Origin of the sequence: Streptomyces sp. NPDC005648 (genome assembly GCF_040605395.1) — a bacterium.
In the GTDB taxonomy this organism is placed as follows: domain Bacteria; phylum Actinomycetota; class Actinomycetes; order Streptomycetales; family Streptomycetaceae; genus Streptomyces.
This window is the reverse complement of sequence record NZ_JBEXCS010000013.1, coordinates 51,766-71,589: the sequence shown is the minus strand read 5'-3', so window position 1 is coordinate 71,589 and position 19,824 is coordinate 51,766. Positions and strand designations below refer to the sequence as shown.

At 70.5% G+C, this 19,824-nt stretch carries 17 protein-coding genes; 8 read left to right on the top strand and 9 right to left on the bottom strand.

The window, feature by feature from the left end:
• Positions 1-29: 29 nt before the first annotated feature.
• Positions 30-1,949 (bottom strand): pectinesterase family protein, encoded by a 1,920-nt coding sequence (locus ABZT17_RS10445; RefSeq protein WP_356346319.1) that lies wholly within the window; start codon positions 1,947-1,949, stop codon positions 30-32.
• Positions 1,950-2,146: 197 nt separating this feature from the next.
• On the opposite strand from ABZT17_RS10445, the gene ABZT17_RS10440 reads away from it, so the two are divergent.
• Positions 2,147-3,457: an MFS transporter gene (locus ABZT17_RS10440; protein ID WP_356346317.1), complete on the top strand. Its 1,311-nt coding sequence runs from the start codon at positions 2,147-2,149 to the stop codon at positions 3,455-3,457.
• Positions 3,458-3,462: 5 nt separating this feature from the next.
• Here ABZT17_RS10440 and ABZT17_RS10435 read toward each other — a convergent pair whose 3' ends face one another.
• Positions 3,463-3,693: a hypothetical protein gene (locus ABZT17_RS10435; protein ID WP_356346314.1), complete on the bottom strand. Its 231-nt coding sequence runs from the start codon at positions 3,691-3,693 to the stop codon at positions 3,463-3,465.
• A gap of 58 nt (positions 3,694-3,751) precedes the next feature.
• Here ABZT17_RS10435 and map point away from each other — a divergent pair, with 58 nt between their 5' ends.
• Positions 3,752-4,609 (top strand): type I methionyl aminopeptidase, encoded by an 858-nt coding sequence (gene map / locus ABZT17_RS10430; RefSeq protein WP_356346312.1) that lies wholly within the window; start codon positions 3,752-3,754, stop codon positions 4,607-4,609.
• A 14-nt stretch (positions 4,610-4,623) separates the two neighbouring features.
• Here the strand turns inward: map and ABZT17_RS10425 are convergent, their stop codons facing one another.
• Complete coding sequence (locus ABZT17_RS10425) at positions 4,624-5,280, bottom strand: PhzF family phenazine biosynthesis protein (protein WP_356346309.1); 657 nt, start codon at positions 5,278-5,280, stop codon at positions 4,624-4,626.
• 290 nt (positions 5,281-5,570) lie between these two features.
• Here ABZT17_RS10425 and efeO point away from each other — a divergent pair, with 290 nt between their 5' ends.
• The 4 genes from efeO to ABZT17_RS10405 are packed head-to-tail and all read left to right on the top strand — an operon-like array spanning position 5,571 to position 9,855.
• Positions 5,571-6,710: an iron uptake system protein EfeO gene (efeO, locus tag ABZT17_RS10420; protein WP_356346306.1), complete on the top strand. Its 1,140-nt coding sequence runs from the start codon at positions 5,571-5,573 to the stop codon at positions 6,708-6,710.
• Positions 6,711-6,728: 18 nt separating this feature from the next.
• A complete protein-coding gene (gene efeB, locus ABZT17_RS10415) occupies positions 6,729-8,027 on the top strand; it encodes an iron uptake transporter deferrochelatase/peroxidase subunit (protein ID WP_356346303.1) in 1,299 nt (432 codons plus the stop codon).
• Positions 8,028-8,030: 3 nt separating this feature from the next.
• Complete coding sequence (gene efeU, locus ABZT17_RS10410; RefSeq protein WP_356346301.1) at positions 8,031-8,903, top strand: iron uptake transporter permease EfeU; 873 nt, start codon at positions 8,031-8,033, stop codon at positions 8,901-8,903.
• Positions 8,863-9,855: a hypothetical protein gene (locus tag ABZT17_RS10405; protein ID WP_356346299.1), complete on the top strand. Its 993-nt coding sequence runs from the start codon at positions 8,863-8,865 to the stop codon at positions 9,853-9,855. Before efeU ends, ABZT17_RS10405 begins: the two co-directional genes overlap by 41 nt.
• Before the next feature lie 47 nt (positions 9,856-9,902).
• On the opposite strand, the gene ABZT17_RS10400 is transcribed toward ABZT17_RS10405, so the two are convergent.
• The 4 genes from ABZT17_RS10400 to ABZT17_RS10385 all read right to left on the bottom strand — a co-directional run bounded on the left by ABZT17_RS10400 (position 9,903) and on the right by ABZT17_RS10385 (position 14,652).
• Positions 9,903-10,637 (bottom strand): bifunctional DNA primase/polymerase, encoded by a 735-nt coding sequence (locus tag ABZT17_RS10400; protein WP_356346297.1) that lies wholly within the window; start codon positions 10,635-10,637, stop codon positions 9,903-9,905.
• 406 nt (positions 10,638-11,043) lie between these two features.
• Complete coding sequence (locus tag ABZT17_RS10395) at positions 11,044-12,042, bottom strand: small ribosomal subunit Rsm22 family protein (RefSeq protein ID WP_356346295.1); 999 nt, start codon at positions 12,040-12,042, stop codon at positions 11,044-11,046.
• 160 nt (positions 12,043-12,202) lie between these two features.
• Positions 12,203-13,402, bottom strand: coding sequence for a serine hydrolase domain-containing protein (locus ABZT17_RS10390; protein ID WP_356346293.1), 1,200 nt, complete (start codon positions 13,400-13,402; stop codon positions 12,203-12,205).
• A complete protein-coding gene (locus ABZT17_RS10385; protein WP_356346291.1) occupies positions 13,354-14,652 on the bottom strand; it encodes a multidrug effflux MFS transporter in 1,299 nt (432 codons plus the stop codon). Before ABZT17_RS10385 ends, ABZT17_RS10390 begins: the two co-directional genes overlap by 49 nt.
• A gap of 88 nt (positions 14,653-14,740) precedes the next feature.
• Between ABZT17_RS10385 and ABZT17_RS10380 the strand changes: the two genes are divergently transcribed.
• Complete coding sequence (locus ABZT17_RS10380) at positions 14,741-15,772, top strand: Gfo/Idh/MocA family oxidoreductase (protein ID WP_356346289.1); 1,032 nt, start codon at positions 14,741-14,743, stop codon at positions 15,770-15,772.
• Here the strand turns inward: ABZT17_RS10380 and ABZT17_RS10375 are convergent.
• Positions 15,759-17,402 carry an alkaline phosphatase D family protein gene (locus ABZT17_RS10375; RefSeq protein WP_356346287.1) on the bottom strand — a complete coding sequence of 548 codons (1,644 nt, stop codon included), beginning with the start codon at positions 17,400-17,402 and terminating at the stop codon, positions 15,759-15,761. The two genes, ABZT17_RS10380 and ABZT17_RS10375, sit on opposite strands and share 14 nt — an antisense overlap.
• A 202-nt stretch (positions 17,403-17,604) precedes the next feature.
• On the opposite strand from ABZT17_RS10375, the gene ABZT17_RS10370 reads away from it, so the two are divergent.
• The gene (locus ABZT17_RS10370) at positions 17,605-18,360 is read left to right on the top strand and encodes an SDR family oxidoreductase (protein ID WP_356346285.1); all 756 of its coding nucleotides are present in this window, start codon (positions 17,605-17,607) and stop codon (positions 18,358-18,360) included.
• A 255-nt stretch (positions 18,361-18,615) separates the two neighbouring features.
• Here the strand turns inward: ABZT17_RS10370 and ABZT17_RS10365 are convergent, their stop codons facing one another.
• Positions 18,616-19,755 (bottom strand): serine hydrolase, encoded by a 1,140-nt coding sequence (locus ABZT17_RS10365; protein ID WP_356346282.1) that lies wholly within the window; start codon positions 19,753-19,755, stop codon positions 18,616-18,618.
• Positions 19,756-19,824 lie beyond the last annotated feature (69 nt).

Genomic DNA, 19,824 nt, shown 5'->3' with positions numbered 1-19,824 from the left:
GTCACCGCGTCACCGGCTGCCGTCCCGGGTCACCAGACCGGGTTCCAGCCGTCGGTGCCCGCCAGGTACTTCTGGGCGGTGTAGTTGGCGGCCTCGGAGTCGGACATCTGCGGCGCGTTCGCGCCGACGGCCGCGCCGGCGCCGGTGTTCTTGTACTCCTTGAACCGGGCCTGCGACCACGAGTAGTCCGGGGTCATGTCCGTCCACGGGTGAGCGGCGTTGATGCCCGAGTTCAGCGTGCTGTCGCGGACCACCGCCTGGGGCGACACGTCAGCCGAGTTGTGCCACGGCCGGCCGAGGTACATCGTGTTCGCCGGCACTCCGTTGGTGTAGATCGTGCTGCCGGTGATCAGGGTGCCGTACTTCTGGCTCTTGTCGGTGTTCGGCGCGAGCACCGTGCCGCCGACCCAGTTCTGCATGGCGATGTTGCAACGGTCGTAGACGGCGGTGGCGTTGCCGAAGATGAAGTCGATGTCACCCTCGATGTAGTCGGCGATGAAGTACTGCCGGTACTGGCCGGTGGCCACCGGCGCCTTGTTGAGGACCGTGTCCTGGGTACTGATGATCCTGTCCCTGACGTAGGTCTGCCGGTCGCCCTCGGCGGCCAACGCGACCGCCTGGGTCGAGTATGCGTCGACCTCCGGGTGGGCCTTGGGGTTGAAGGTGTTCTGGACGGTGACGTCCGCGAGCGTGGTGCCGCTCGCCTTGAAGGTGGCCACGGCACTGCCCTGCGTTCCGTACGGCGCACCGGTCGCGGGGTTGATCGTTCCGTGCGCCCGGTCGGCGGTGATGACGACGTCATTGGCCTTGCCGGTGGCGCCCTTGATGAACAGGTTGGTCTTGTTCGCCGGGACGGTGATCGCCTCGTGGTAGACGCCGGGCTCGATGAGGATCACGTACTGGATCCCGTCCGTGGGGGCGGCGTCGATCGCGTCCTGGATGCGGGTGTAGTCGCCGGAACCGTCGGGTGCCACCACGATGGTGTTGTCATCGTCGGTGAGCTGACGCCGCTTCACGTACCCGGGGTAGCCGTTGACGACCATCACGATGCGCGCGTAGTCGCGGGCGAGGTTGAGCGACAGCTCCACGATGTCACCGAAGCCGTTGCGGAACCAGCCGGTGAGCGGGATGGGGGTCTGGTCGGTACCGACCAGCTGAACCTGCTGGAACCGATCGCTCATCTGGCCCCAGTCGGTCTCCTGCTCGACGAGACGGGGGTCGAGTGTCGTGGACTCCGCATACGAGGCGTCGCCCGTGGCGGCGAACCCCTCCTGGGCGATCGTGTCCTGGATGCCGCGGAACCGGGCGGCCTCAGCGGTGAACTGCGTGAAGTACAACACCGCCGCGGCCATCGCCTGGGTGCTGGAGGCCTTCCACAGGCTCAACGCGTGGGCATTGGTCTGGATCCGGCCGAACCCCAGGGCCGTACGTTGCACGCCGGCCAGGCGTTCGAGGGTGCCGTAATCGGCCCCCGCGCTCAGTTGCTGAGCGTCGGGGGCGTCCTCCGCCTCGACGCGCGCCTGGCCCTCCGGACCGATGTAGTGGTAGTGGCTGTTGCTGTCGAACCAGCCCACCAGATAGAGGTCGCTCGTACGGAACCGCAGCCGGACCGCGTGTCCGTCCTCGGTCATGATCACGGCCTCGGTGTAACCAAGGGCAGTGGGGTTGGTGTGGTCGATCAGGTCCGAGGTGCCCGAGACCGTGTTGTCGAGATCGTTGGTCTCATAGTCCACGTTGGCGCGGAGCGCGCTGAGGAAGGAAAGGTAGTTGGCGATGGTGGCGCCGTTCTCGGTGTCCAGCCGGAAGATCGGAGTGGTGTTCGCCGCGGCCGGAGAGGCGGTGACCAGGGCACCGCCGAGGACTCCCGCCATGATGATGGCGACGGACGTTACCGAGGCGACGAGGGCGTTGACCCGTCTCGGCCTCTTGCGTGTGTCGTGAGCAGCCATGAGCCCTTGCTTTCGTCTCGGCGCTCCGCGGGGCTGTTGCGCGAAGGGGGCTGTCTTCCCCCGCGGAACACGTGGTGGGTGGCGCTCAAAGGCTGCCGTGACGCCACCGGGGCCCACATGCGCAGTGCTACCCATTTCCGGCCCGGACCCCGAAAACCGGTTGCCTGTTACAGGTCTCCTGCTCACCATGACCGGTCGTGACCGAAGAAGCCCCCCACCGCGCCCCTTCCCGCCTCCGCGCCCTCCTGCCCGACCTCACGCCCTGGCACGCCTCTGTCGACTTCCGGCGTCTGTGGGTCTCCGGGACGGTGTCGAACTTCGGGAGCTTCCTGACCTTCGTGGCGTTGCCCGTGCAGTTGAAGGAACTCACCGGGTCGGCGGCGGCGGTCGGCGCGATCGGCGCCGTGGAACTCGTCCCCCTCCTCCTCTTCGGCCTGTACGGCGGCGCACTGGCCGACGCGCTCGACAAGCGGAAGCTGATCCTGTGGACGGAGGCGGGCCAGGGCTTCCTCTCCGCCGCACTGCTCCTCGACGCGCTGCTCCCCCACCCCGCCGTCTGGCCGCTGTACGTGGTCGCCGCCCTCTCGTCCGCCCTGGTCTCGGTCCAGCGCCCGGCGATCGACTCCCTGTGGCCCCGTATCGTCGCCCACGAGCACCTGCCGGCCGCGGCCGCGCTGAACTCCCTGCGCTGGACGGTCGGCGGGGTGGCCGGCCCGGCGCTGGCTGGCGTGGTGGTGGCGTACGCGGGCCTCGGCTGGGCCTACGGCGCGGACCTGCTGACCTTCGCCGTCTCGGTCGCCCTGATCGTCCGCATCGCCGCGTCCCCCGCCTCCCACGAGGCCGCGAAGCCGTCCCTCGGGGCCATCGCCGAGGGCGCCCGTTACGCCTGGAGCCGCAAGGAACTCCTGGGCACCTACGCGGTCGACCTGGCGGCGATGTTCCTGGCGATGCCCCTCGCCGTCCTGCCGTTCCTGGCAGACGAGCTGCACGCCGACTGGTCCCTGGGGCTCATGTACGCGACCGTTCCCCTGGGCTCGATGCTGGTGAGCCTGACCAGCGGCTGGACCTCTCGGGTGCACCGGCACGGACGGATGGTCGTGGTCTCGGCCGCCCTGTGGGGCCTGGCGATCGCGGGCGCCGGCGTCGTCGGCAACGTATGGCTGGTGCTGCTGTTCCTCACCGTGGCCGGCGGCTGCGACATGGTCAGCGGGATCTTCCGGGGCGCCATGTGGAACCAGACCATCCCCGACGAACTGCGCGGCAGGCTGGCCGGGATCGAGCTGCTGTCGTACTCGGTGGGCCCAACCGTGGGCCAGGTCCGCTCGGGCGGCTTCGCGGCCCGGTGGGGCGTACGGACGTCGATCTGGTCGGGCGGCCTGCTCTGCGCGGGCGCGGTCGGCCTGCTGGCGCTGTGCCTGCCGAAGCTGATGACGTACGACGTCCGCACCAACGAGCACGCGGTACGGCTGCACGCCCAGCGGACGGCAGCCGCACCGGCACGCACCTGACCCGCTCAGTCGTCGTCGGCGCTTCCCGCGGGCGCGTCATGCCACTTCGGGTCGTTCTCCCACTGGAGGTTGCGCTCGCGGGCGGTCTCCATCGCGTGCTGGGCCTCCTGCCGGGTGGCATACGGCCCGAACCGGTCCTTGGCGGGACACTCCGGCCCTTCCTCCACCTTCTTGTGCTCGAGGCAGTAGAACCACTCCCCCGGCTTCCCGACCGTGCGCTTCTTGAACAAGGCCATGACCTGCTCCTCTCGCCTACGACATGTTCCCCCACCCCGGCTCGTTAGACTCGCTGGCATGTCTGGCCAGTCGCTGCTCGTACCAGGGGAGCTCTCCCCCACCCGCTCCGTCCCCGGAAACATCCGCCGTCCCGAGTACGTCGGCAAGCCCGCGCCGACGCCGTACACCGGACCGGAGGTGCAGACGCCCGAGACGATCGAGGCGATGCGCGTCGCCGGCCGGATCGCCGCCCGCGCGATGGAGGAGGCCGCCCAACTCATCGCACCCGGGGTGACCACCGACGAACTGGACAAGGTGGCGCACGAGTACATGTGCGACCACGGCGCCTACCCCTCCACGCTCGGCTACCGGGGCTTCCCCAAGTCCCTGTGCACCAGCGTCAACGAGGTCATCTGCCACGGCATCCCGGACTCCACCACCCTCCGGGACGGCGACATCGTCAACCTGGACGTGACGGCGTACATCGGCGGGGTGCACGGCGACAACAACGCGACATACCTGGTCGGCGAGGTCGACGAGGAGAGCCGTCTGCTGGTGGAACGCACCCGCGAGTCCCTGACCCGGGCGATCAAGGCGGTCAAGCCGGGCCGCCAGATCAACATCATCGGCCGAGTCATCGAGTCGTACGCCAAGCGCTTCGGCTACGGCGTGGTCCGCGACTTCACCGGCCACGGCATCAACTCGTCGTTCCACTCGGGGCTGATCATCCCGCACTACGACAGCCCGCACGCGACCACCGTCATGCAGCCCGGGATGACCTTCACGATCGAGCCGATGCTCACCCTGGGCACCCACGAGTACGACATGTGGGACGACGGCTGGACCGTGGTCACCAAGGACCGCAAGCGAACGGCCCAGTTCGAGCACACGCTGGTGGTGACGGAGACCGGCGCCGACATCCTGACGCTGCCGTAGCGGCCCGCCGGGGCTCACCGCTCCGGCTGGCGCTCCAGATAGACCCGTCCGCCGATCTCCACCCATCCGTAGGGCTGCGGGGCGGTGAGTATCTGCGACCCGGCGCCCTGGGTGATGTTGAGCGCCCGCCCCAGCCGGTCCGTCAGCAACAGGGCGGCCGCCCCCGTGGCCTCGTCCTCGTCGATGCCGTCGTCACGCCCGGGAAAGCCCCGCGCGCGGATCCGCCCCGCGGGCTCGTCCTCCCAGGCCCAGGCGTAGATCCACTCGCCCTTGGCGGGCACGGGCAGATCGTCGACCTCGGCGGCGGTGGCGTACTGACGCAGGGTGCGCGGCGGAACCCACTCCGCCCGCGCCTCGATCCAGCTGAACTCCCCGTCCTGACGGGCCCCGACGACACCGGCGGGCGTCACCAGCTCCTCCACGTCCAGCAGCCAGGCGGCACCGACACACGGGTGCCCGGCGAAGGGCAGGCGCAGCGTCGGCGTGTAGATGTCGATGATCCCCCGCTCAGGGTCGTCGACGAACACGGTCTCGCTGAATCCGAGCTTGGCCGCGAACCCCTGCCGCTCCCCCGGATCGGCCATCACCGATCCCTCCCGCACGACACCGAGTTCATTGCCGTAGCCGCCGTTGGGAGCACAGAAGACGCGGAGCACGTCGTAGTCAGTCACGGAGGAATTGAAGCACCGCCCCCACGTCGCAGGTCAGCCGCGGGTGAGTGGGGGCTGGTCACGCCCCGCGGCGAAGCCGTAGGTCCCCACGGCGCGCCCTTGAATCTCTCTTGACCGCTCCATGGGTCCTCTTTTAAGTCGGCGTGATCATTCCGTGCCCCTACGGCGTCCATGAGAGCTGAATCACCGCATGGGCGGGTATCACCCAGGTAAGCCTTAGGTAAGTTAGGCGAGCCTCACCATGCCTGTGAGTCCCGACACGCGATTTTTCGCCACCTCTTGGAGCCTGAATGCGAGCCGCCAGACTCTCCGTCCTCACCGCAGTCGCCACGGCCGCGGCCCTCACCGCCGTCACGGGGTGCACGGAGAAGAGCAAGGGCGACGGTGACGCCGCGATCAAGGTGACCGCCGCCGACTCCAAGTGCGACACCTCGGCCAAGTCGGTGCCGGCCGGCCAGGTGACCCTGAACATAGAGAACAAGGGCTCCAAGGCGACCGAGGTCGAGATCCTCTTCCCGGACGACCGGATCGTCTCGGAGAAGGAGAACATCGGTTCGGGCACCAAGTACACGCTGACCGCCGAGGTGAAGGCGGGCAGCTACGAGATCGCCTGCCGCCCCGGCATGAAGGGCCACGGCGTCCGGCAGAAGCTGACCGTCACCGGCTCCGGCGCCGTCGCCAAGCGCGACCCCCAGCTCGACAAGGCCGTCGCCGACTACCGCGAGTACGCGCAGGAGCAGGCCGACGCCACGATCCCGAAGGTCGAGGTCTTCGCCGAGGCCATCAAGGCCGGCGACCTCAAGGCCGCCCAGAACGCCTTCGCCCCCTCCCGCGTCGGCTGGGAGCGCACCGAGCCCATCGCCGAGTCCTTCGGGGACATCGACCCGAAGACCGACACCCGCGCGGACGGCCTGGAGAAGGGCCAGAAGTGGACGGGCTGGCACGCGCTCGAGAAGGCGCTGTGGCAGGACAAGAAGATCGGCGCCGAGCAGAAGACCCTGGCCGACCAGCTGGTCACCGATCTGAAGGACTGGCAGGAGCGGGTCGGCAAGGCCGTGATCACCCCGACCTCCATGGCCAACGGCGCCAAGGAACTGCTCGACGAGGTCGCCACGGGCAAGGTCACCGGCGAGGAGGACCGCTACTCGCACACCGACCTGAGCGACTTCAAGGCGAACGTCGAGGGCGCGCAGAAGGCGTACGAGCTGCTGAAGCCGGTGGCGCAGAAGAACGACAAGGCGCTGACCACCGAGCTGGACAAGCAGTTCGCGGCGCTGGACACGACGCTCGACAAGTACCGCACCGACAAGACCTCGGACGGCTTCGTGTCGTACGACAAGGTCACCGAGGAGCAGCGCAAGGAGCTCTCGGACGCGGTGAACGCGCTCGCCGAGCCGCTGTCCAAGCTCGCCGCCGCCGTCGTGAAGTAGAAGTAGGGGACGACGACCATGACGGACACACAGGAAGCCACCGCCGCCGACGCCGGCGACAGGCAGGCGCCCAGCCGGCGCTCACTGATCGGCTGGGGCGGCGCGGGCCTCGCGCTCGGCGCCGCCGCGGCCGGCGGCGCGGTCGCGATGACCCGCGTCGTCGACGACGTGGACCCGACCGCCGCCGAGTCGGGCGCCGCGGTCGCCTTCCACGGCGCCAACCAGGCCGGCATCGCCACCCCGGTGCAGGACAGGCTGCATTTCGCCGCGTTCGACGTACAGACCGACGACCGCGCGGAGTTCGTGCGGATGCTGAAGGACTGGACGGAGGCGGCCCGCCGGATGACGGCGGGGAAGGCGGTCGGGGAGGGCGCGTACGGCGGCCTCGCGGAGGCCCCGCCGGACGACACCGGCGAGGCCCTGGGCCTCAAGCCCTCCCGGCTGACGCTCACCATCGGCTTCGGCCCGTCCCTCTTCGAGAAGTACGGCGAGAAGTTCAGAATCGACGGCAGGCGCCCCGACGCCCTCGTCGACCTCCCGCAGTTCGCCGGGGACGCCCTGGACAGGGCCCGCACCGGCGGCGACCTGTGCGTCCAGGCCTGTGCCGACGACCCGCAGGTCGCGGTGCACGCGATCCGCAACCTGGCCCGCATCGGCATGGGCAAGGTCAACATCCGATGGTCGCAGCTCGGCTTCGGCAAGACCTCGTCGACCACCCCGGACGCGCAGACCCCGCGCAACCTGATGGGCTTCAAGGACGGCACCCGCAACATCGCGGGCACCGAGACCGACCGGCTGAAGAAGTACGTGTGGGTCGACGGCAAGGACGTGACCGGGACGTCGGACTGGATGACGGGCGGGTCCTATCTCGTCGCGCGCCGCATCCGGATGCACATCGAGACCTGGGACCGTACGTCCCTTCAGGAGCAGGAGGACGTCTTCGGACGGGACAAGGGCGAGGGCGCCCCGGTCGGCAAGGCCAAGGAGCACGACGAGCCGTTCCTGAAGGCCATGAAGCCGGACGCGCATGTCCGTCTGGCGCACCCCGACTCCAACAACGGGATCACGATCCTGCGCCGGGGCTACTCCTTCACCGACGGCACGGACGGTCTCGGCCGCCTCGACGCGGGCCTGTTCTTCCTGGCCTACATGCGCGACGTGCGCAAGGGATTCATCCCGCTGCAGCGCAAGCTGTCGGCGCAGGACGCGCTCAACGAGTACATCCAGCACGTGGGTTCGGCGGTCTTCGCCGTCCCGCCGGGCGTCCGCGACAAGGACGACTGGTGGGGCAGCACGCTGTTCTCCGAGGAGGCGTAGCCCGTGTTCTCCAACTACCTGATCGGTCTGCGCGAGGGACTGGAAGCCAGCCTCGTCGTCTGCATCCTGATCGCCTATCTGGTCAAGACGGGCCGCAGGGACGCCATCCGGCCCATCTGGATCGGTATCGCCGTCGCCGTCCTGATCGCGATGGGCTTCGGCTGCGTCCTCGAATTCGGCTCCCAGGAGCTGACGTTCAAGGCGCAGGAGGGTCTCGGCGGCTCCCTGTCGATCCTCGCGGTCGGCCTGGTGACCTGGATGGTCTTCTGGATGCGGCGCACCGCCCGCCACCTGAGGAGCGAGCTGCACGGCAAGCTGGACGCGGCCCTGGCGATGGGCACGGGCGCGCTGGTCGCCACCGCGTTCCTCGCCGTGGGCCGTGAGGGCCTGGAGACGGCCCTGTTCGTGTGGGCGTCCGTCCACGCGGCCAGCGACGGCACCCCGCGCCCCCTCATCGGTGTGGCCCTGGGCCTGGCGACCGCGGTCTTCCTGGGCTGGCTGTTCTACCGCGGCGCCCTGAAGATCAACCTGGCCAAGTTCTTCACCTGGACCGGCGGCATGCTGGTCGTCGTGGCGGCGGGCGTACTGGCGTACGGCTTCCACGACTTGCAGGAGGCCGACATCCTGCCCGGCCTGACGCGTCTGGCCTTCGACATCAGCGACACGATCCCGCCGGACAGCTGGTACGGCACCCTCCTCAAGGGCGTGTTCAACTTCCAGCCCGACCCGACCGTCCTTCAGGTCACGGTGTGGCTGCTGTACTTGATCCCGACGCTCGCGCTGTTCCTCGCCCCGGTAGGGTTCGCCTCCGGGAAGGCGAAGGTGAAGGGACGCGATGAGCAGGGATCGCAGCCGTCCGAGGCGACGAAGGCTTGACCGTCGGGTACTGATAGCGGCCTCGGTGACCGCTTTGTCGTTGACGGCGAGCGGTTGCGTGGTGGTGCACGGGGAGCGCGAGGTGCTCCCCTCCGCCACCCGCGCCGAGGCCGCCAAGGCGCTGACGGCGTTCACGACCGCGTACAACAAGGCGGACAAGGCGTACGACAGTTCGCTCGACGCCGGCCATGTCACGGGCGCCCTCGGTGACATCGACGAGGGCCGGCTGAAGGCCGGCCACAAGAACTACCCGAGCGGCAACCCGGGTTACTCGCCGCTGGAGTTCTCCGACGCGAAGTTCACGATCCCGAAGAAGGCGGGCTGGCCCCGCTGGTTCGTCGCCGAGGCGCGGGGCAACAAGGGCGGCGACGCGCACTGGCTGCTGGTGTTCACCCGCGACGACCTGGGCGACCCCTGGCAGGTGGCGTTCCTCACCCTCATCACGCCCGGTTCGCTGCCTCAGCTGAAGAAGGACAAGGACGGCTGGGCGGAGGCCGTACCCGCGAACTCCACCGAACTCGCCGTCCCGCCCGCGGACTTGAGCCGGGACTACACGAACTACCTGAAGAACGGCGGCAAGACCTTCGCCGACGGCCCGCACACCAGCAACTGGCGCGCACAGCGGGCGAAGGCCGCCAAACAGCCGGGTCTGGCCACGCAGTTCATCGACGAGCCGCTGACGAGCGGCGACTACGCCCCGCTGGCGCTGCGCACGCAGGACGGCGGCGCGCTGGTGTTCTTCGCCCACCGCCGCTACCAGAAGCTGACGGCGGCCGCGAACGCCTCGATCCCGGCCCAGAAGGCGGATGTGCTGGCCCTGGTGAGCGGTGAGATCAAGCAGTCGCTCACGATGGAGTTCATGTCGAACGAGGTGGCCCTCGACCCGCAGAGCGGCGGCCAGGTGTCCGTCCTGGCCCGCCTGGAGGGCATGACCTCCGGCACCGGAAGCTAGGTCCCTCCCCCACGGGAGGCGCGACCGGACCGCTCCGGGAGCCCTGCCTACCGGCGCAGGGGCCAGGCCGCGCTCGCGTGGTCGGGCTCCTCGCCGGCGTAGCGGGCGCAGGCGTCGGTGAGGATCTCCAGCAGGCTCAGCGGGTCGGGCAGCGGATGCTCCGGGCCCCGTACCCAGTGCACGCTCTGGTCACCGGGCAGCCGGGCGGGCGGCACGAGGACGTAGGAGCCCCGGCAGTGCCAGCGCAGCCCCGGGTGCTCGTCCATGGTCTCCGGGTGGCAGTCCAGCTCGCAGGGCCACCACTCGTCCTCGTCCTCGGGGGTGCCCCGGGTGAGGGTGAAGAACATCAGCCGGCCGTCGTCGCTCTCGGCGACGGGGCCGACCTCGATCCCGGACGCGAGGAGCCGCTCCAGCGCCTCCCGACCCGCCTCCAGCGGCAGGTCGAGGACGTCGTGCACCATGCCGGTCGCGGTGATGAAGTTGGCCTGTGGTTGGTGCCGGGCCCAGCGCTCGATCTGCGCGCGGTCGGTGGTGGACTGCGTCTGCCAGGCGAAGGAGACGGGATGGCGGGCGGGTGTGGGGCAGCCGACCCGGTCGCAGGAACACCGGTACCCGGGCGCGGGGTGCGCGGCGGGCGCGAGCGGCAGGCCCGCCCCGGCGGCGGCCACCAGCAGGGCCTCCCGACCGCCGTCGTCGGCGGCCTCCTTCGAGCGGCGGCCTCCGCGCAGCCACTGGGAGAGTTTGCCCTGCAGGCCGGTAGGGCCGCCTACGTCCGCGCTCATCTATCCCCTCGCCTCGCTGTCGTGCGGAACAGCATGCCCTATGGTCCCACCCTTCCGTGCCCCGGGGGGCCAGAGCCGACATCCGGGGCAGGTGGTACAAGGCGTCAGCGGGACGCGAGGCCGTAGAGGGCGTGGTCGACGAGAGTGTCCGTGCAGTCGTGGGAGATCGGTCCGGTGTGCGGGCGCAGCTGCCCTGCGGCACACATCTGCGGCCGAACTCCTCGTTGACCAGGCCCTCGGCGGCGAGGTCCCCGGTGTCGGCGACGGCGTACAGCTCGGCATCCGCCTCCCGCGCCCGCCTGCCCGCTCGGATCGAGAAACGCCTCCAGCAGGACGTCCGCCTTCGACGCCCACCACCCATGGGCCGACCGTACCGTCCGGCGGCTCCACGGCTCCTTCGGCGGGTCTACGACTCCGGTGTGTACGGCGGCCAGGGGTCGCCCCAGTCCGCGTCCCGGGCGGCCTTGTAGAGGTCGCCGTGGCGTTTGGTGACCGTGGTGCGCCGCAACCGCTCGTCCCGCTCGCAGAGGTCGAGGAGGACCTGGCCCTTGCGGATCTGCGGGCGGCGGACGACCCGGGAGAGGGCGGGGGCGACGGTGGGCAGGCGGGTGGCGGCGACGTAGCTGAACTTCTCGTCCTCGTAGGCCAGGGAGCCGCCCTTGACCTTACGGTGCAGGGAGGAGCGGCTGACCCGGGCCGAGAAGTGGCACCAGTCCTCGCCGGGGACGATCGGGCAGGCGGCGCTGTGCGGGCAGGGGGCGGCGACGCGGAATCCGGCGGCGATCAGCCGGTTGCGGGCCTCGATGACCCGGGCGTAGCCGGCGGGGGTGCCGGCCTCGACGATCACGACGGACCGGGCGGCGGAGGCGGCTCGGTCGACGAGGGCGGCGCGGTCGGCTTCGGCCAGCTCGTTGAGGACGTACGACACGGTGACGAGATCGGTGCTCTCGATGGTGAGCGCTGCTCCGATTCGAGAGCGCTGCCAACTGGCGTTACGCAGGGCCGGGTTGGCGGCGGCGAGCTCCCTGCCGAGGGCCAGGGCCGGTTCGGCCCAGTCGAGCACGGTGACACCGCGCTCGCCGGGCCAGGTGGAGGTGACGGCCCAGGTGGCGGCGCCGGTGCCGCCACCGACGTCGACGTGGCTCGCGGGGACCCACCCGGGAACGCTGTCGGCGAACGCCTCCAGCGCCGACCGCACCGCCTCGAAGGTCGCCGGCATCCGATAGGCGGCGTACGCGGCGACGTCCGCCCGGTCCCGCAGGATCGGCGCGTCCGTGGGGGTGGCGCCCCGGTAGTTGGCGATCAGCCGCTCGACGGCGTGCGCGGCCTGCTTGGGCGGAAGACCGTCGAGGACGGTGGCGAGGGCCGAGCGGAGAGCCTCGGCCGACGAGGCGGGGTCGTTCACCGGGCGATTCTAAGCGGACGACACCCCACCGACACCGACCCCCGACTTCGTACCGCCCAGCAAAGGGTCGGCCGAGGCCGCCCAGCGACCGAAGCCCGCCCAGCGAAGGACAAGGCCGCCCGGGGAGCGAGGCCCCCCGGCGGCCCAGGACGTGGCTCCCTCAGGGTCGCTGGGGGTCCGGGGGTGGGGCTCCCAGTACGGCGTGCGCCAGACGCGTCGCCGCGGTCGCGCGGGGGGTGTTGTCGGCCCGGCGTCGTACTGGGTGCACCGTGTTCGCCAGTAGCACCAGGAACGTGTCCGTGCCCGGGTCGAGGACCACCGACGTGCCCGTGAAGCCCGTGTGCCCGGCTGCCCCCCGGCCCGCCAGCTCCCCCATGAACCAGGGCTGGTCGATGGCGAAGCCCAGCCCGGGCGGCGTCAGCAGGAGCTCCACGAAGTCCGGGCCGAGGATGCGGGCGGGACCGTAGGATCCCCCGGCCAGCAGTGTGCGGCAGAAGATCGCCAGGTCACGGCCCGTCGAGAACAGGCCCGCGTGTCCGGCGACGCCCCCGAGCGCCCAGGCGTTCTCGTCGTGGACGACCCCGCGGAGCATCCCCCGGTTCACCTTCGCCCAGGGCTTGCGCTGGTCCTCGGTGGCCGCCGCGCCCGGGGACGGCCCGAAGTCCGTGGACGTCATGCCCAGCGGCCGGGTGATGCCCTCGTGGATCAGGACGTCGAGCGGGCGGCCGGTGAGGCGCTCCAGGACGTACTGCAGGAGCAGCATGTTCAGGTCGGAGTAGGTGTATGTGCCGGGCACCCCGATGGGGGCCTCCTCACGCAGCAGCGCCATGCGTGCGGTGTCGTCGGCACAGTCGTAGAGCGGGAGTTCCGGCCGCAGACCCGAGGTGTGCGTCAGCAGTTCGCGGATCGTGATGTCGTGGCGGGCCGCCGCCCGGAACTCCGGCAGATACGCGCCGACCCGCGCGTCGATGCCGAGCGTGCCGCGCTCGATCTGCTGCACGGCGGCGACGGAGGTGAACAGTTTGGTCAGGGACGCGATGTCGAAGGGCGTACCGACGGTCATCGGGACGCGGGATCTCTTCGGCAGCTGGATGCCCCGGTCCGTCTCCGGGTCGTACTTCGCGTAGCGGACCGCCCAGCCCGCCGCCTCCTCGACGGCGATCACGGGTCCGCGCCCGGCGACCACGACGGTCCCCGCGGCCCAGGGACGCTCCCCCAGCGTGAGGTCATGGACCTCTTGGACGAGATGACGGAGTTCCTCGGGGTCGAGCCCGGCCTTGTCCGGTGTGTCCCCACGCAGTCTCGGCGCGCTCAGCTCCCTGCTCCCTCCGCACCCGCACGTCTGTTCCAAGGACGGCACATTCCCATGAAACAGGCCAGCGCTACCACTGCTGCCGCCAGTTGGACGACGGCCATCGGGACGGCGGTGTGCTCGCCCGCGATCCCGACCAGCGGGGAGGCGACGGCACCGATGAGGAACGAGGACGTGCCGAGCAGCGCGGACGCGGAGCCCGCGGCGTGCTTCGTGCGCATCAGGGCGAGGGCCTGCGCGTTGGGGAGGGTGACGCCCATCGCCGACATGAGGACGAACAGGGCCACGGCGACGGGAGCGAGCCCCACCTCGCCGAACACGCCCGTCGACATCAGCAGCAGCGCGCTCGCCGCCGCGACGACGACCGCCAGCCCGGCCCCCATCGCCTTCTCCAGGCTCACCCTTCCCACCAGCACCTTGCCGTTGATCTGGCCGACCGCGACCAGTCCGACCGAGTTCACGCCGAACAGCAGGCTGAACGTCTGCGGGGAGGCGCCGTAGATCTCCTGGATCACGAAGGGCGAGGCCGAGATGTAGGCGAAGAGCGCGGCGAAGGCGAAGCCGCCCGTCAGCATGAACCCGGAGAACGGCAGGTCGGCGAGGAGCCCCCGCATCGAGCGCAGGGCCTCGCCCACGCCACCGGAGTGCCGGTCGGACACCGGCAGCGTCTCGGGCAGTCTGCTCCACACCGCCCCGGCCAGCAGCAGTCCGACGACCGTCAGCACGGCGAAGACGCCCCGCCAGTCCGTCACCCGCAGGATCTGTCCGCCGATCAGCGGCGCCACGATCGGGGCGACCCCGCCGACCAGCATCAGGGTGGAGAAGAAGCGGGCCATGGCCACACCGTCGTAGAGATCGCGTACGACGGCACGCGCGATGACGATCCCGGCCGCGCCCGCGAGGCCCTGCGTCAGCCGGAAGGCGACCAGTAGCTCGACCGTCGGCGCGAAGGCGCACAGGGCGGTGGCGACGACGTACACCGCGAGCCCGGCGAGCAGCGGGCGCCTGCGCCCCCACCGGTCGCTCATCGGGCCGACCACCAGCTGTCCCAGCGCCATGCCGAGCAGACAGGCGGTGAGGGTGAGCTGGACGGTCGCCGCGGGGGCGTGCAGGGAGCGGGTGACCGCCGGCAGTGACGGGAGGTACATGTCCATCGCCAGCGGGGGCGTGGCGGTGAGCCCACCCAGGATGAGGACGACCAGCGGCCCGGTACGGCGCACGGCGGAACTGGCGGCCGGTCCCGTCTCCGGTCCGGCCGCCCGCCGTATGCCAGGTGTCGACGCCCCCTGCTCGGGCATGAGCCCCTCCCTTTCCGCGTGATTCGCCACCTATGCTCTCAGCTCGAACACGGTGCCGGGTGTCACAAGAGCGAGGGTGAGGGCTGCGATGGCTGCGGAGAAGGTGCGGTGGGGGGTGCTCGCGACCGGGGGGATCGCTGCCGCGTTCACGGCGGATCTGGTGGATCTGCCGGACGCGGAGGTCGTGGCGGTGGCCTCGCGGACCGAGGCCTCGGCGAAGGCGTTCGCCGAGCGGTTCGGGATCGGGCGGGCGTACGGGGAGTGGGGTGCGCTGGCCGAGGACGCGGACATCGATGTCGTGTACGTGGCCACCCCGCACTCGGCGCATCGGGCCGCCGCGGGGCTGTGTCTGGAGGCCGGGCGGAACGTGGTGTGCGAGAAGGCGTTCACGCTGAACGCGCGGGAGGCCGAGGAGCTGGTCGCGCTGGCGCGGGGGCGTGGCAGCTTCCTGATGGAAGCGATGTGGATGTACTGCAATCCGCTGGTGCGGCGGCTGAAGGAGCTGGTGGACGGGGGTGCGATCGGCGAGGTGCGCAGTGTGCAGGCCGACTTCGGGCTGGCCGGCCCCTTCCCGCCCAGCCATCGGCTGCGGGACCCGGCACAGGGCGGCGGCGCGCTGCTCGACCTCGGCGTCTACCCGGTCTCCTTCGCCCATCTCCTCCTCGGTGAGCCCTCCGACATCGCCGCGAGAGCAGTGCTCTCAGACGAGAGCGTCGATCTCCAAACCGGAGCACTGCTCTCCTGGGAGAGCGGCGCTCTCGCTTCGGTGCACTGCTCCATCATCGGCGGTACGGCCACCTCGGCGTCCGTCACCGGCTCGCAGGGCCGGATCGACATCCCGTACGGCTTCTTCTTCCCGGACCGCTTCGTGCTGCACCGGGACGGCCGCGACCCCGAGGAGTTCGCCGCCGACCCGGCCGACGGGCCCCGCAACAGCCTCAAGCACGAGGCACGCGAGGTGATGCGCGCGCTGCGGGCCGGCGAGACCGAGTCCCCGCTCGTCCCGCTCGACGGCACCCTCGCCGTGATGCGCACCCTGGACACGATCCGCGAGCAGATCGGCGTCCGCTACCCCGCGGAGGACGCCGAGCCGGTGGGGCGGCAGGTCACACCCGCCTGAGCCCCGGCGCCCCCGCCTCGGTCACGAAGGACGCGGCGGTGGAGATCGGGGCACCGGGCGTGGTGACGTAGGGGACGGTCTTGAAGTCGGCGCGCGCCCGCGCGTCGGTCAGGGAGACCGTCACATAGCCGCGCCGGCCGTCGTAGAACTTCAGGTGGGGGTTGGCGGTGGTGTAGGTGGTCCAGTTCGACGGCTTCTCGGTGCCGTTCTGGCCGCTGGCGATCGAGGTGGCCACGATCTCCGTGCCGAGGGTGCGGGAGGCCGGGTCGTCGAAGTCGTCCTTGATGTCGAAGGCGTACGCGACATGGACGTCGCCGCTGAGCACCATCAGGTTCTCGACGCCGGCCGCCTTGGCGCCGTCCAGGACGCGGCGGCGGGAGGCCGGGTAGCCGTCCCAGGCGTCCATGGAGACCTCGGCGACGGCGTTGAGGTCCATCTTGCGCTGGGAGAAGCAGACCTGTTGCGGGACGACGTTCCAGCGCGCGGTCGAGGTCTTCCAGCCGTCGAGCAGCCAGGCCTCCTGGGCCGCGCCGGTCATGGTCCGCGCGGGATCCTCGGACTCGGGTCCCGGGATGTGCTTGCCGTCGCCGTAGGCCTGGTCGGAGCGGTACTGGCGGGTGTCGAGGACGTCGAACTGGGCGAGCCGGCCCCAGAACAGTCGCCGGTAGAGCCGCGCGTCCGGGCCGACCGGGAGCTGGGGCATGCGCAGGGGCTGGTTCTCCCAGTAGGCGCGGTAGGCGGCGGCGCGGCGGATCAGGAACTGGTCCGGCGGAACGGCGTTCTCGGGGATGGAGCCCGCGTAGTTGTTCTCGGTCTCGTGGTCGTCCCAGGTGACGACGAAGGGGTGCATGGCGTGCGCGGCCTGGAGGTCGGCGTCGGTGCGGTAGAGGGCGTACCGCAGCCGGTAGTCGTCCAGCGTGCCGGTCTCGTGGTCGAAGAGCGCGGGGAGCGTGCGGTCGGTGTACTTGCGGGCACCGCCGGCCGCGTCGACGGCGTACTCGTAGATGTAGTCCCCGAGGTGGAAGACCAGGTCGACGTCGTCCTCGGAGAGATGGCGGTGGGCGGTGAAGTAGCCGTCGGTGTAGGCCTGGCAGGAGACGGCGGCGAAGGTGAGCGCGGGGGCGACGGCGTCGGCCGCCGGGGCGGTGCGGGTACGGCCGGTCGGGCTGAGCCAGGTGCCCGTGCGGAAGCGGTAGTAGTAGACGCGGCCCGCGTCCAGGCCCCGCACCTCCGCGTGCACGGTGTGGTGGAACTCGGGGTGCGCGGTCTCGGTGCCCTTGGCGACGGGCACGGCGAACGACTCGTCCAGGGCCATCTCCCAGTCCACGTCCACCGGTTGGGCGGGCAGTCCGCCGTCGGGCTGGTACGGGGCGGGCGCGAGCCGGGTCCACAGGACCACGGAGTCCGGCAGCGGGTCCCCGGAGGCGACGCCCAGCGTGAACGGAAAGACGTCGATACGGGCCGCGTCGAGCGTGGCGGCGGCCGCTGCGCCGGCGGCGGGCAGGTCCACGGCGAAGGCGAGGGCGGCCGCCGCGGCCGTGAGGGTCAGAAAACGGCGGCGGCCGAGGTGGCGGGCGGCGGCACGGAGTTCCGGGCCCTGCCACTGCGAGCGATATTGAGTGATGGTCACACTTCCTCCCGGGACAGTTCAGGGAGGAAGCGGGCGGGAAGGCGGGGGCGACACGGGTTGCCGAGCCGATGGCACCCGGATGGCGGACGTCGTAACCGGTTACGGGACCTCTCCGCAACCGCACGCCGCAACCGGTCACGGGGATCCCTCCGCCCGAGCGGGGCCGGGAGCGGAGGAGGAGGCTCGCCTACGCTCCTGGGCCATGAAGACGAACTCGAAGGTCGCCGTCGTGACCGGCGCCGGGTCCGGGATCGGGCGGGCCGTCGCCGTGGAGTTGCTGGGTGCCGGGTGGGCGGTGGCGTTGGCGGGGCGACGGCCCGAGACGCTGGCGCGGACGGCGGGACTGGTCGCCGAGGGCGCCAGTGTCGCCGTACGGACCGATGTGTCGAAGCCGGAGGACGTCGCGGCGCTGTTCTCCGCGGCGGTGGAGCGGTTCGGGCGGGTGGATCTGCTGTTCAACAACGCGGGGACGTTCGGGCCCGGCGGGGTGCCGGTGGAGGAGCTGCCGTACGACGCGTGGCGGCATGTGGTGGACACCAACCTGAACGGGGCGTTCCTGTGCGCGCAGGCGGCCTTCCGGCAGATGAAGGAGCAGGACCCGCGGGGCGGACGGATCATCAACAACGGCTCGATCTCCGCCCATACACCCCGGCCGCTGTCGGTCGCCTACACCGCGACCAAGCACGCGCTGACCGGCCTCACCAAGTCGCTCTCCCTGGACGGGCGGCCGTACGGCATCGCGGTCGGGCAGATCGACATCGGCAACGCGGCCACCGATATGACGGCGCGGATGCAGACGGGCGCGTTGCAGGCCAACGGCGAGATCGCGCCGGAACCGGTGATGGATGTCGCCGATGTGGCGCGCACGGTACGGCACATGGCGGAGCTGCCGCTGGCGGCGAATGTGCAGTTCGCGACGGTGTTGGCCACCGCGATGCCGTACATCGGGCGCGGCTGACTCGATTTGCACAAGCGGAATTTGAACATCCGGACCATTGCGGCCGGTCATGAGCCTATGCTCAAATCTCCTACACAAGAGCTTCACACTTGGAGCAGTGAAGTTCCGTGGACCCGCGGGGCCCTTGTGGCCCTTGTGGCCCCGTAGAGCCAAACCGAGGGGGGAGGCGGCAGTCGTTCCACCGCATCGGGTGGGGGTGGATCTCGCGTGGGACCGCGAGGTACGCACCGGTGCGTGGAACGGCTGCCGCGAACGTCAATCCCCTTGCGGGCTCTCGCTCTTGCGCCGTCTGCGCAGCGCCCATCCGCCGGCCGCCAGCAGCGCGACCGTGCCGCCCGCGCCCTCCAGCAGACGCCAGGGCGAGGGGTCGTCAAAGCCTCCGGACCCGGGCGGGCCGGCCGCCGCGGTGGCCCCCTTCCCGGACGGCGTCACCTTCTTCCCGCCCTCGCTGAGCGGCTCGACCAGCGCGCCGACCGCACCCGCCGAACTCCCCTTCCCGAAGCCCCAGTCGAGCAGCGCGGCCGTCTCCTCGTAGACGGCGTTGTAACCGCTCTTGGGATGCATGACCGTCACCAGCAGGGTGCGGCCGCCTCGGGTGGCCGCACCGGTGAAGGTGTTGCCCGCGTTGCTGGTGTAACCGTTCTTGACACCGATCAGGCCGTCGTACGTCTTCACACCCCACGTGCCCGTCAGCAGACGGTCGGTGTTCTGGATCTGGAAGGTCTTCTTGCCGCCGGCCGGGAAGTCCGCGGTCCTCGTGTGGCAGTAGGCGCGGAAGTCGGCGTCCTTCAGACCGTGCCGGGCGAAGAGGGTGAGGTCGTAGGCGGAGGAGAGCTGGCCCTTGTGGTCGAAGCCGTCGGGGCTGACGACATGGGTGTCCAGGGCCTGCAGATCCTCGGCCTTGGCCTGCATCTCGGCGATGGTCTTCGCCATCCCGCCGTTCATGTGGGAGAGGACGTGCACGGCGTCGTTGCCGGAGCGCAGGAAGACGCCCTGCCACAACTGCTCGACGGTGTAGGTGATCCCGGGCTTGATGCCGACCAGGCTGGAGCCCGACGGGACGTCGGCCAGTTCGGCCTCGCTCACCTTGTGACGCTCGGCGCGGTCGAACTTCCTCAGGACCGTGTCGGCGAACAGCATCTTCAGTGTGGACGCGGGCGCGAGACGCTTGTGCGCGTTGAAAGAGGCCAGTACCTCTCCGCTGTCGCAGTCGGCGACCAGCCAGGCGGCGGCGGTGAGCTTCTTGGGCAGATTTGTGCCCTGAATTCCGGCGCGGGCGAGACGTGCGCCACCGACGACGGTGGAAGCGTGTGCGGGAGTCGCCGCGGCAAGCGGAAGCGCCGCGGCGGCCAGACCGAAAGCGGCACGCCGGGAGAGCGGAGGGGAACCGTGCATCCCGCGACCGTAACACCCATTGAACAGGCGTTTCCTGGCAGTAGCCCCTCTCCTGCTTAGGAATTACCT

What these genes read in the sequence shown, in the direction of transcription:
- ABZT17_RS10445 (WP_356346319.1), bottom strand. Translation starts at nt 1,949, where the DNA reads ATGGCTGCTCACGACACACGCAAGAGGCCGAGACGGGTCAACGCCCTC.
- ABZT17_RS10435 (WP_356346314.1), bottom strand. Translation starts at nt 3,693, where the DNA reads ATGGCCTTGTTCAAGAAGCGCACGGTCGGGAAGCCGGGGGAGTGGTTC.
- map (WP_356346312.1), top strand. Translation starts at nt 3,752, where the DNA reads ATGTCTGGCCAGTCGCTGCTCGTACCAGGGGAGCTCTCCCCCACCCGC.
- efeO (WP_356346306.1), top strand. Translation starts at nt 5,571, where the DNA reads ATGCGAGCCGCCAGACTCTCCGTCCTCACCGCAGTCGCCACGGCCGCG.
- efeB (WP_356346303.1), top strand. Translation starts at nt 6,729, where the DNA reads ATGACGGACACACAGGAAGCCACCGCCGCCGACGCCGGCGACAGGCAG.
- ABZT17_RS10405 (WP_356346299.1), top strand. Translation starts at nt 8,863, where the DNA reads ATGAGCAGGGATCGCAGCCGTCCGAGGCGACGAAGGCTTGACCGTCGG.
- ABZT17_RS10400 (WP_356346297.1), bottom strand. Translation starts at nt 10,637, where the DNA reads ATGAGCGCGGACGTAGGCGGCCCTACCGGCCTGCAGGGCAAACTCTCC.
- ABZT17_RS10385 (WP_356346291.1), bottom strand. Translation starts at nt 14,652, where the DNA reads ATGCCCGAGCAGGGGGCGTCGACACCTGGCATACGGCGGGCGGCCGGA.
- ABZT17_RS10380 (WP_356346289.1), top strand. Translation starts at nt 14,741, where the DNA reads ATGGCTGCGGAGAAGGTGCGGTGGGGGGTGCTCGCGACCGGGGGGATC.
- ABZT17_RS10370 (WP_356346285.1), top strand. Translation starts at nt 17,605, where the DNA reads ATGAAGACGAACTCGAAGGTCGCCGTCGTGACCGGCGCCGGGTCCGGG.
- ABZT17_RS10365 (WP_356346282.1), bottom strand. Translation starts at nt 19,755, where the DNA reads ATGCACGGTTCCCCTCCGCTCTCCCGGCGTGCCGCTTTCGGTCTGGCC.